This is a genomic window from Bacteroidales bacterium (assembly GCA_035342335.1).
In the GTDB taxonomy this organism is placed as follows: Bacteria; Bacteroidota; Bacteroidia; order Bacteroidales; family JAGONC01; genus JAGONC01.
The window spans coordinates 75,005-86,708 of the sequence record DAOQWY010000015.1 but is presented as its reverse complement, the minus strand read 5'-3'; the positions used below and the strand labels follow the sequence as shown (position 1 = coordinate 86,708).

Sequence of the window (11,704 nt, the reverse complement as noted above, 5' to 3'; positions counted from 1 at the left end):
TTTTTGCCGGAACCTTTCGAGGTGATCCTCCGGGGGTTCTGACTGATCAAATTCCTGTCGTTTGCTGCGGACCAGATTTTCCAGTTTATCCATTATGCTGCATTGATATATGGTCAGATAATATATTTCCGGATACGGGATTCCTTGATGATCTCCAACAGTTTTTGCTTCGCCCTGAAGTACCGGATCCGGGAGGTATTGTTTGAAATGTTCAATATTTCAGCAATCTCATCGTGATCGTATCCTTCGAACAAATAGAGGGATAATACGACCCTGTAATCAGCCGGGAGTTCATTGACCGCCTGGTGGATCTCGCCGACCTTCAGGGAAATGTCTTCCTCGTCCGTCTCCTCCTGGGGTATCTGATGATCGTATTCCTCAATGAACGTAAGTCCGGCATTCTTCTTCAGTGCGTCCAGGGAGTTATTGACCACGATGCGCCTGAGCCACGCTCCAAAACTGGAAGTACCTTTATATTCGTGCAGATGCCGAAAGGCATCCAGGAAGGAATCCTGCATGATGTCTTCCGCATCCTGGGGCCTGCCGACTATTCGCAAACTGGTGTTATACATGGCTTTAACGTACATCTTATATAATTCTAGCTGTGCTTTCGGATTTTCCTCCCTGCACTGCTCAACGAGTTCCTGGTGCGTATTTTTGTAAATAACTTCCAAGAAGAATATTTTTTGATAAAGACTGTTGCAATCCGGAAATGTTACAAAAAGTTCCTGAAAATCCCAAAAAAATATCCTTAAGTTTGCCTCCGCGCAATTTTGAAGCTCCTGTGACCGAGGGAAAACAAAAGATCATCACCTACGGACTGGTTGTCATCTCCATGATTTTCTGGGGTATGAGCTTCATTTGGACGTCGATTGTCTTCCGTTGTTACCCGCCGATAACCACCATTTTTTTGCGGCTGGTCCTGTCTTCCGTCCTGCTGATGGCCGGATTGCTGGCCTTTGGGAAACTTGAGCGGATCAAAAGGAAAGATGTCGGATTATTCCTGATTGCTTCCCTCTTCAATCCTTTCCTCTACTTCATCGGTGAAAATTTCGGGTTAAAGTACACCTCTCCCTCCATCAGCGCGGTAGTGATCGCCACCATCCCGCTGCTGACGCCTGTTGCTGCCTATTTCATCGTTAAGGAAAAAATCTCCTGGCTGAACATTGCCGGAATCGCTCTGTCATTTGCAGGTGTCTTGCTGATGCTGATCAACCGCGACATGACCTTCACAGCCTCCCCTGCCGGGATGGGGTTCCTCTTTTTTGCAGTCACCTCAGCGGTGATCTACGCCCCTTTTCTGAAAAAGCTGACCCGGCTGTACCATCCGGTCTCGATCATTGCCTGGCAAAATTTCTTTGGGGTGCTTTTTTTCCTGCCGTTGTTCCTGGTCTTGGATCTCAAAGAATTTCTGGCGATCAGGCCTGACGGCAGAACGATCTCCGCACTTTTTCAGGTCTCACTTTTTGCTTCAACCCTTGCTTACATCCTGTTCACATACGGTGTCAGCAAAATTGGTGTAAGCCGGACCAATGTCTTTACCAACCTTATCCCGATATTCACGGCTGTTTTTTCCTACCTGATTCTTTCGGAATATTTCAACCTGAACAAGGTCCTTGGAATCGTCATTGTCATCGCAGGTGTCATGCTGACGCAAGTTCAGCATTTGACCAGGAACGACCGGCTGAGGAATGGGCCTTCAACCTGAAACCTTAATCCATTCGTAAAACCTGTCATTTTTTTTCGGACATTTGCAAATTCCATCTAAGCTTAAAGGAACGTTAACATTATGAAAATCATTGTATTAGGCGCCGGCCTGGTCGGCGGTCCCATGGCGATGGACCTGGCAAAAGATCCGGATTTAATGGTTACCGTCGTTGATCGGCAGAAGATCAGCCTCGACAGGCTGGGAACAGATTTTAAGGGCACCTGTATCACATCGGATCTTTCGGATCATGAAAATCTCCTAAAACTGATTCAGGATCAGGATATTGTATTGAATGCGGTGCCGGGATACCTGGGATTTGCAACACTGCAAACGATCATCGAAGCCGGGAAAAATGCAGTGGACATTGCATTTTCACCCGAGGATGTCTTCGAGCTGGACGATCGCGCTAAAAACAAGGGCGTCACTGCGGTGGTGGATATGGGAGTGGCTCCGGGGATGAGTAATTTGTTGACAGGATACGCCGTTTCGATGCTGGATGCAACCGAAAAGGTGACCATTTACGTCGGTGGGTTGCCCAGGATCAGGCAATGGCCCTGGGAGTACAGGGCTGTTTTTTCACCGGTGGATGTCATCGAAGAATATACGCGTCCGGCCCGCTTTATTGATAAGGGGCAGATGGTGACCAAACCTGCACTTTCGGACCCTGAACTGATCGACTTCCCAAAGATCGGCACCCTGGAAGCATTCAACAGTGATGGTCTTCGCACCCTGATGGCCACCATTCAGGCACCCTCGATGATCGAAAAGACCCTCCGGTACCCCGGACACATTGAAAAAATCAACGTTCTGCGCGACACAGGCTTTTTTAGCACAGATCCCGTCGAGATAAGCGGCGCCAGCATCAGGCCCCTGGACCTTACCTCCCGCCTGCTTTTTCCGAAATGGAAACTGAACGAGGGAGAGGAAGACGTGACCATCATGCAAATCATCGTCGAAGGGATCAGGGACAATGAACCTGTACGCTATGTCTGGGACCTGTTTGATACCTACGACTCCGTATCCGGGGTGCACTCCATGGCACGCACCACGGGTTATACGGCCACCATGGCGGTCAGGATGATCGCTCACCGGCTTTACAGGGAAAAAGGAATCATCCCGCCTGAAACGATCGGGAAAAACCATCTCTGCGTTGAATATATCCTGGAAGGACTTCGGGAGAGAGGGGTGGTGTATGAGTTGAGAGAGGAAAGAGGTAAAATCTAAAATCAAAATATTTAATAAACTGTTTATTAAACTATCCATTAATTTCAATGTCTAATACTATTGATTCTTTTTGGAACGCCATAACTATAAACCAGATTTTTTTATGAAGCGATTGGTTGTGTTGATGATCGTGGTGATGGGCTGGATGGAGTTGCCCGCGCAGGAATACAGGATGGGGAATGCGTCGCAGATGCCACCAACAGGCATCCTGACGGGTAACGTACTGGAAGAGGATGCCGGTGTCCCGATGGAATTCGTGAACCTGGTCTTGTTCCGTGAAAAGGATTCGACCATGGTTACCGGTACGGTCACTGACCTGCAGGGAAAATTCAGGCTGGCGGAACTCCCGTTCGGGAAATTTTACCTGGTGGTCAATTTTATTGGCTATGAAAAAAAAACACTGCCGGAGATCATCATCACACCGAAGGCACAGGCCATCGACCTTGGGAACATCACCCTGAGATCAGCCACTACGAACATTGAAGGCGTGGAAATCATCGCCGACAAGCAACGGGTTGAATACCGCATTGACAAAAAAGTGGTCAATGTCAGCCAGGATATCATGGCCGACGGATCTTCGGTGGTGACCGCCCTTGAAAATGTACCATCCGTACAGGTGGACATTGAAGGAAATGTCTCACTGCGCGGCAGCCAGAGCTTTACGGTATTGATCGACGGACGCCCGAGCGTACTGCAGGGGACCGATGCCCTGCAGCAGATCCCCGCCAGTTCCGTGGAACGGCTCGAGATCATCACGAATCCTTCAGCGAGGTATGATCCCGATGGCCTTGCAGGCATCATCAATGTCGTCATGAAAAAACAACAAAAAGCAGGATACAATGGCATCATCAATGCTTCTGCCGGCACGGGCCACAAATACTCCACGGATGTTTTGCTGAACTACCGGGCCGGGAAAGTCAATTTTTTTGCGGGTGCCAATTATAACAACAACCAGCACAAAGGGGAAGGCAATATGCGTAACGAATCCTTCGCGGAGGACACCACCACCATACGCCTGTCGGATGTCAAGGATAAAATGCACCGTAACGGATGGGGCGTAAAAGGTGGTGTGGACTATTTTCTGACGGAGAAGACAACCCTGACCTTTTCGGGACGGTACGGCGAATATGGGTTTGGACGGGATGGATGGACACACCAGCATCTGTTCACCGATCCACTTTCCACTGATACTTATACTGTTTCGGAAACCGAAAGCCAGCGCCAGGGAGACTTTTACGAAGGTTCGCTGAACCTTTACCAGATGCTGAAAGGAGAGGGCCATAAACTGGAAGCCATGTTGATGTACTCTTCCAGGTTGGGGGATGAATGGGAAGAACAGTACGAATTCGACAGCAATTCGGATTATGTCATCGACGATCTCTTTCCCAGCGGCATCCTGACCACTGAAACAGGCCGTTCACAAAACTGGCGGCTCAAAGCCGATTATACAAAACCCTTCCCGAACAAGACCTCCCTCGAAGCAGGTTATCAGTTCAGGCTTGAGTCCGACCCCGAGGATTACATCTACAGTGAATATGATTATGATTCAGATCAATGGATCCCGAGCGATCTTTACAGCACGGAGATGGATTTCACCGAGCAGATCCACTCCATCTACGGAACCTGGTCAGGAGAACTGAAAAGTTTCGGCTTCCAGTTAGGTCTGCGGGGAGAATACAATTACCGCGACATCTACTCGTCAGGAAGTGACAAGACTTTCCTGATCGATCGTTTTGATTTGTTCCCTACCGTCCACATTTCAAAAAAATTCACCGATAAGCACCAGTTACTGGCAAGTTACAGCCGTCGTGTCGATCGTCCCCGTGGCTGGGATCTTGAGCCAACCATCACCTACATGGACCCGTATAACATCCGGGTAGGAAATCCCTCACTGGAGCCCGAATTCATCGACTCATACGACCTGAGCTATCAGTACCGCTTCCGTAAATCATTTCTCTCTCTGGAGGGCTACTACCGGATAACTAAAAACAAGATCAGCCGTATCAGAACGCTCCTCGATGATGGCATCATCCAGCACACTTCGGTCAATATGGACAGGGACCATGCTGCCGGCACCGAATTAATGGCCAACCTGGAACTGACGGACTGGTTCCTGATCAATACCAGCCTGAACGTTTATTATTACCGCCTGCAGGGAAACGTGGAAGGAGAAGATACGGATGATGAGACGGTCAGCTGGGATACGCGTCTCAACACCACCTTTAAGCTGCCGGCTGACATACGGTTACAGCTGACCGCAAATTACCGGGGGCCGACCATTACGGCTCAGGGAAGCAGGGAAGGTTTTTTCATGACCAGCCTGGCGGTCAGGAAAGATCTCTTCCAGCGAAAACTTTCTGTTACCCTTTCAGGGAGGGATTTGCTGAAAACGGCAAAACGTGAATCAGTTTCCGAAGGTGAAGGATTCTACTCCTATGACAAGTTCGCACGTGAAGCACCGGTCTTCAGCCTGACCCTAAGCTATAAGATCAATAATTACAAGCAGAAGCAACAGCGCAACAGTAACGGCGAAGAGATGGAGATAGAAACCGGCGGGTATGAGTACTAGTCGAAATTTTAACTACCTTCGCCTGCGACAGTTGCCTCCCAATGAAAGACCTTACCTCTGGTAACGAATCCCGGCTCATCTTCAATTTTGCCATCCCGATGCTGATGGGAAATGTCTTTCACCAGCTCTACAACATTGTCGACAGTGTGATCGTGGGAAGGTTCATTGGCACGGAAGCCCTGGCCGCCGTCGGTTCTTCATTCCCCATCGTCTTCACACTCATTTCACTCATCATCGGAATCGGCACCGGGGGCACCATTGTCATCGCACAGTACTTTGGGGCCAGAGATATCCAAAATGTCAAGAGGACCATTGATACACTCTACATTTTCATCTTTTTCGCATCGATCCTGATAACTATCATTGGATTACTGGCCAGTGAGGCGATCTTCCACCTGATCAAGCTTCCCCCGGAAGTCATCCCGCTGGCAAAGCTTTATCTGAACATCTTTTTTGCCGGCATCATCTTCTCCTTTGGTTTCAGTGCGACAACCGCCATTCTGGGAGGGCTGGGCGACTCCAAAACCCCCCTGTATTTTCTGATCATCTCAACCATCCTGAACATCCTCCTCGACCTGCTGCTGGTGGTGGGGTTCAAATGGGGTATCGCAGGCGCAGCCTGGGCCACGGTCATATCCCAGGCGACTGCATTTTTCATGGCGGTCATTTACCTCAACCGCAGGCACGAGATCATCAACCTTTCGTTCAGGAAAATGTACTTCGACAGGGGTATTTTCCGAAAAAGCCTTCGGATTGGCTTTCCGGTCGGGTTCCAGCAAGCCTTCGTTGCCCTCAGTTTTCTGGCCATGTTCTGGATCGTGAATCCGTTTGGTGCAAAGGTAAGCGCAGCTTATAGCATCGGCATGCGGATCGACTCATTTGCCGCGATGCCGGCAATGGCTTTTGCTGCAGCCCTTGCCACATTCGCGGGACAGAATCTGGGTGCCAGCAAAACCGAACGGGTGCGCACCGGATTCTATGCCACTCTTCGGATGATCTTCCTTATTTCGGTTTTGATGACCCTGATCGCCGTCCTGTTCAGACACGGACTGATGACTCTTTTCACCCGCGATGAGGATGTCATACGCACAGGGTCGGATTATCTGGTGATCGTAAGTTCCTTTTATGTTGTCTTTTCCGCCATGATCGTCATCGGAGGTGTCATGCGCGGATCAGGCGACACCCTGATCCCGATGTTCACAACCTTATTCGTCCTGTGGGTGGTCAGGATACCGGCTTCCTACTGGTTGAGCCGGCATTTTGATGTAAACGGCATATGGTGGGGGATCCCGATTGCCTGGTGCCTGGGTCTTTTTCTGCAGTACGGTTACTTTCTCACCGGCAGATGGAAGAAAAAAGTCATTGTGAAATATCAAGCAGAGCCCTAGAAAATCACCGACACGAAATGCTTGTGCAATTCATTCCACAAATTCGTACAGGTATTCCATCCTGTAATACTGGCTCATTCGCCTCCCCTGCCCGTCAATGAAGACTTTGTTTTCCAGGACCCGGCCTTCCCCGTCATAGGTCCGTTCAATTTTGCTGATTACCCGGCCTTCCCGGTCATACTCCTCCTGCAGGGTCACATTGCCAAGTTGATCATATTCAAATTGATACACCGAGCTCCCCCGTTCATGCTCTTCAGTCGTCCGGGATACTCTGCCCTTCTCATCGTATTCATACCCGATGCGTTCAACAAGCCTCCCGTTGACATACCGGGCAGAACGGATCCGTAAACCCTGATCATCCACTTCATCCACCAGCCGTATCCGCTGATCGTTTTCCCTGATCCATTCGGTCTGTTCGACGGGATACCCGCTTTCAGTGAACACAACCCTTCTCTCTGACAGCAGTTGGTTTTCACCATCCAGTTCCTTTTCCGCAACCAGCCTGGAATCAATGTACTCAAACACCGTTCTGGACTCAAGAAATCCATCATCATCGTTGAGGGTCTTTTCGACAAGCTGACCTTGTTCATTGTAGTGATAAGAAATGGTATCCAATGAGCCATCCAGATAATGCCTGAATTCCTTTGCCAGCTTTCGGTCAGCCTGCCACTCAAACGTACGGCGGTCGGTGAGGTCCTCCCCCGAATAATAGGCCTCCTCCGCCAAATCACCCTGAGGATTGTATATTCGGACATACCTCGACTCGGTAGCACCGTCCTTCAGGTAGGTCACATCCTCAAGTGCATTGCCTTGCTGATCGAAAACGGTTCGGGTATGAGGATAGGTTTCGACATGCAGTTCGTCGGCCTGAAAGCCATCCATGCCGTAATGGTGCATCATCACGGTCAGGGATTTGATCCATTTCGTCATTGGAATTGAGATTTTATGAGACGATTTGAAAATGATTGGCTAAATTTACGGCAAAATTACGACAGGAACATTAAGCTTAACCAGAAGCCCTCGTTTTTGAAAAAAGTCATTGGACTAATTCGCACATCATTAAACCAGCTTCCATATGAAACATTTATCTTTTATCACAATCCCATTCAGTATGATCCTGGCAATGAGTTGTTCGCAAAAACAAAAGATCCAATACCCTCCGACGGGAAAAACGGAGGTGGTGGATGAGTATTTCGGAGTGAAGGTTCCGGATCCCTACCGGTGGCTTGAGAACGATACTTCCATTGAAACGGAAGCCTGGGTCGCCGCCCAGAATGAAGTGACGTTCGCTTATCTTCAAAACATACCCTTCCGGGACTCGATCAACAGCCGGATCACAAAACTCTGGAATTACCCGAAATATGGTGTTCCGTTTAAGAAGGGCAACTATTATTTTTTCTCTAAAAATGACGGGCTTCAGAACCAGAGTGTTCTTTATATCCAGGATGGCCTGGAAGGCGAACCCAGGGTTTTGCTGGATCCCAACACCCTTTCAGCCGACGGGACCATTGCCCTTGCCGGCTTCAGTGTTTCAAAGGATGCCCGTTTTGCAGCTTATGCAACTGCTGAAGCCGGTTCCGACTGGAACAAGATTTACGTTATGGATATTCAAACCGGTCAACGGCTTCCGGAAGAACTTCTGTGGGTGAAATTTTCAGGCATGGCCTGGAAAGACGAAGGATTTTACTACAGCCGCTTCGAAAAGCCGGCGGAAGGCACTGAGCTGTCGTCACAAAACAAGAACCACAAGGTATATTACCACAAGGCGGGCACCGGTCAGTCTCAGGATGCGCTGGTCTTTGAAAATCCGGATTTCCCCATGAGGAATTATTCCTGCCATACTTCGGAGGACGAGCGTTATTTGTTTCTGTATGAATCCGAATCCACTTATGGCAATGCCCTCAGCTACAAGGACCTGGCAAAAAAGGATTCCCCGTTCATCCCGCTGGTGGAAGGTTTTGAGCATGAATACGGAGTGATCGATAACCTCGGTGATGCCTTTCTGATTCTGACCGATGAAAATGCCCCAAGAAAGAAACTTGTCAGGGTTCACCCGGAGGGAGCCGGCACTGCTTCGTGGAATGACCTGATCCCGGAAAAGGAAGAGGTACTTCAAGGGGCCTCGCTCATCGGGGGAAAGATCTTCGCCGAATACATGAAAGATGCGTGCAGCAAGGTTTACATTCATGACTACAACGGACTTTTACTGGGAGAAGTTCATCTTCCGGGCATCGGTACCCTGGGAGGGTTTTCCGGGACCAAGGATGACCCGGTTGCCTTCTATCTTTTCACATCCTTCACATTCCCGACAACCATTTATAAATATGACGTCGGCGATAACCGTTCAACGGTATATAAATCCTCTGACATTGACTTTGATCCGGATGACTACGTTGTGAAACAGGAATTTTATCAAAGCAAGGATGGCACAAAAATACCGATGTTCATTGTCCACAGGAAAGACCTGAGGCTGGATGGCAGCAATCCTGCCTTGCTCTACGGTTATGGGGGATTCAGTATCAGCATGACTCCGTCGTTCAGCATCAGCAGGCTGATTTACCTGGAAAACGGATTTGTCTATGCGGTGCCCAACATTCGGGGCGGAGGGGAGTACGGGGAAGAATGGCACACCGCCGGCACCCTGTTCAACAAACAGAATGTGTTCGATGACTTCATTGCGGCTGCGGAGTACCTGATAAAACAGGGTTATACGAACCGCGACAGGCTGGCCATTTCCGGGGGATCCAACGGAGGGCTTTTGGTGGGCGCCTGCATGACCCAGCGGCCCGATCTTTTCAAAGTAGCGTTACCTGCAGTCGGGGTGCTCGATATGCTGAGGTATCATAAGTTCACCATCGGGCACTTCTGGGCAGTGGATTACGGAACCAGCGAGGATGATTCGGTGATGTTTGCCTATCTGCTGAAATACTCGCCGCTGCATGCGCTGAAACCCGGAGTTGAATATCCGGCCACCCTGATCACCACTGCCGATCACGATGACCGCGTTGTGCCAGCACATTCCTTCAAATTTGCCGCCGCACTGCAGGAAAACCACAGCGGAGAGAATCCTGTCCTGATCCGGATCGAGACCCGCGCCGGACACGGCGGCGGAAAACCAACGGCGAAAGTGATCGAAGAAGCGGCGGATGTCGCCGCGTTCGTGTTCCATAACCTCGGAAAAAATGAAATTCAATATCGGTGATCGGGTAAGGTTTCTCAATGAAAAGGGTGGCGGCGTGGTGAGCAAGATCCTGAGCAGTTCCATGGTGAATGTCGCCATTGAAGATGGTTTTGAGATCCCGACACGAATCAGTGAGCTTATCCCGATGGATGACATCTCTGATTACTACGATCATCCGAAACCCGTCGAATTAAAAGCAACACCCGCCGGTCATCCCGAACCTGAATTTGAGCATAAGATCACACCCCTGATCCGGTTTGCTTCCAAAAATCAATACCCCAACGGCATCTACCTGGCCTTCATCCCGCAGGATCAGAAGTGGCTGATGACGGGACCCATCGATATCCAGATCATCAATTTTACCGCTTATGATGTGTTGATAAGCTTCTTTGTCAGAGATGCAGCCGGTTACACGGGTGTTGATTATGACGTGATCCCTGCCGATTCAAGGCTCCAGCTGGAAACCTTTGAGCGGGAGGAGATCGAGAAATGGTGCCAGGGTGTGGTTCAGCTGCTGTTCCACCGGGATAAGGATTCCAAACTGCTTATGCCCGTCAGCAGTGCCTACAGGATCAAACCCATGAAATTTTACAAGGACGTTCATTACCAGTCCTCAAATCTCCTTCAGGAAAAAGCCCTGATCTACAGGATCCATGAGCTGAAAGGATCTTTGGACATTGCATCACAGGAAGCACGGGAGAAATACGGCGAACCACAACCTGAGCCAGCCAAGGCAGAACCGGTGAGACCACAGATCCTGATCGACCGGCACCGCATTGGCCCGCGCATGGCGGAGGTCGACCTCCATATTTCTTCTCTTGCGGATGATTATTCCAGCCTGAAGAACCATGAGATCCTTTCTGTACAAACGCGTTACTTTTCCAGCTGCCTGAACAGCGCCCTGGAGCATCATTATTACCGGGTTTATTTTATCCACGGGATCGGCAATGGCACGCTGAAGAACGCCCTTCTGGAAATGCTGAAAGAGTTCGGCGGACTTGAATTCAGGGATGCTCCCTTTGAGCATTACGGAGCCGGCGCCATTGAAGTAACCATACCGGATAATCTATAAATGGACAGCTGACGATTGACATCGGAGTCAGGCCAGCACTCTTAGAAAAAAAATACGTATCTTTGCAAAAATTCTTGTGAACGTACCTTGACAGCCGTTCGCTCTATCGCTGCCGGTCAAGTGCCTGCAGAGGAAAGTCCGGACAACACAGAGCACCATACTACCCAACAGGTAGGGAGGTTCTGGCCTCGGTCAGGGCCTTACAGAAAGTGCCACAGAAAACAACCGCCCTGGATTCGTTCAGGGTAAGGGTGAAAACGCGAGGTAAGAGCTCACGATCCCGAATGGTGACATTCGGGAGGGGTAAACCTTATGGGTTGCAAGGCCAAATAGGTCCCGGAAATCCCTGACGAAGGTCAGGGACCAGGGTTGCTCGCCCTAAATACCGGCTCTGCCGGTAAACCGGGATGGGTAGGCTGCTTGAGGCGGATAGTGATATCCGTCCCAGATAAATGATAGGGAGATCCCTGCCTGGCAGGGACGAACAGAATCCGGCTTACAGAACGGCTGTCTTTTTATTCAAAACCACCGCATACTAAGTCCCCGCCCGTGCCGTTATCCT

8 protein-coding genes and 1 other RNA gene are annotated in these 11,704 nt (G+C 49.8%); 7 read left to right on the top strand and 2 right to left on the bottom strand.

Annotated elements, in window-relative coordinates; all coding sequences use genetic code 11:
* Nucleotides 1-113 precede the first annotated feature (113 nt).
* Nucleotides 114-674 (bottom strand): RNA polymerase sigma factor, encoded by a 561-nt coding sequence (locus PKI34_08995; GenBank protein ID HNS17943.1) that lies wholly within the window; start codon nucleotides 672-674, stop codon nucleotides 114-116.
* 38 nt (nucleotides 675-712) lie between these two features.
* Between PKI34_08995 and PKI34_08990 the strand changes: the two genes are divergently transcribed.
* The 4 genes from PKI34_08990 (at nucleotide 713) to PKI34_08975 (ending at nucleotide 6,889) form a co-directional block, all read left to right on the top strand.
* Nucleotides 713-1,708, top strand: a complete 996-nt coding sequence (locus PKI34_08990; protein ID HNS17942.1) for a DMT family transporter — start codon at nucleotides 713-715, stop codon at nucleotides 1,706-1,708.
* Nucleotides 1,709-1,789: 81 nt separating this feature from the next.
* Nucleotides 1,790-2,932 (top strand): saccharopine dehydrogenase C-terminal domain-containing protein, encoded by a 1,143-nt coding sequence (locus tag PKI34_08985; GenBank protein HNS17941.1) that lies wholly within the window; start codon nucleotides 1,790-1,792, stop codon nucleotides 2,930-2,932.
* A 103-nt stretch (nucleotides 2,933-3,035) separates the two neighbouring features.
* Nucleotides 3,036-5,501: a TonB-dependent receptor gene (locus tag PKI34_08980; protein HNS17940.1), complete on the top strand. Its 2,466-nt coding sequence runs from the start codon at nucleotides 3,036-3,038 to the stop codon at nucleotides 5,499-5,501.
* Between the two features lie 41 nt (nucleotides 5,502-5,542).
* Nucleotides 5,543-6,889, top strand: coding sequence for an MATE family efflux transporter (locus tag PKI34_08975; protein HNS17939.1), 1,347 nt, complete (start codon nucleotides 5,543-5,545; stop codon nucleotides 6,887-6,889).
* Between the two features lie 30 nt (nucleotides 6,890-6,919).
* Here the strand turns inward: PKI34_08975 and PKI34_08970 are convergent, their stop codons facing one another.
* Nucleotides 6,920-7,819, bottom strand: a complete 900-nt coding sequence (locus tag PKI34_08970; GenBank protein ID HNS17938.1) for a hypothetical protein — start codon at nucleotides 7,817-7,819, stop codon at nucleotides 6,920-6,922.
* 145 nt (nucleotides 7,820-7,964) lie between these two features.
* On the opposite strand from PKI34_08970, the gene PKI34_08965 reads away from it, so the two are divergent.
* The 3 genes from PKI34_08965 (at nucleotide 7,965) to rnpB (ending at nucleotide 11,657) form a co-directional block, all read left to right on the top strand.
* Nucleotides 7,965-10,091: a prolyl oligopeptidase family serine peptidase gene (locus PKI34_08965; GenBank protein HNS17937.1), complete on the top strand. Its 2,127-nt coding sequence runs from the start codon at nucleotides 7,965-7,967 to the stop codon at nucleotides 10,089-10,091.
* Entirely contained in the window at nucleotides 10,072-11,142 is a 1,071-nt protein-coding gene (locus PKI34_08960; protein ID HNS17936.1) for a DUF2027 domain-containing protein, read from the top strand. Before PKI34_08965 ends, PKI34_08960 begins: the two co-directional genes overlap by 20 nt.
* A 90-nt stretch (nucleotides 11,143-11,232) precedes the next feature.
* An RNA gene (gene rnpB / locus PKI34_08955) (RNase P RNA component class A) lies at nucleotides 11,233-11,657 on the top strand.
* Nucleotides 11,658-11,704 lie beyond the last annotated feature (47 nt).

Bases quoted from the DNA above. Each gene is read 5' to 3' on its own strand.
- PKI34_08980 (HNS17940.1), top strand. From the start codon at position 3,036: ATGAAGCGATTGGTTGTGTTGATGATCGTGGTGATGGGCTGGATGGAG.
- PKI34_08960 (HNS17936.1), top strand. From the start codon at position 10,072: ATGAAATTCAATATCGGTGATCGGGTAAGGTTTCTCAATGAAAAGGGT.
- PKI34_08970 (HNS17938.1), bottom strand. From the start codon at position 7,819: ATGACGAAATGGATCAAATCCCTGACCGTGATGATGCACCATTACGGC.
- PKI34_08985 (HNS17941.1), top strand. From the start codon at position 1,790: ATGAAAATCATTGTATTAGGCGCCGGCCTGGTCGGCGGTCCCATGGCG.
- PKI34_08975 (HNS17939.1), top strand. From the start codon at position 5,543: ATGAAAGACCTTACCTCTGGTAACGAATCCCGGCTCATCTTCAATTTT.
- PKI34_08965 (HNS17937.1), top strand. From the start codon at position 7,965: ATGAAACATTTATCTTTTATCACAATCCCATTCAGTATGATCCTGGCA.
- PKI34_08990 (HNS17942.1), top strand. From the start codon at position 713: ATGTTACAAAAAGTTCCTGAAAATCCCAAAAAAATATCCTTAAGTTTG.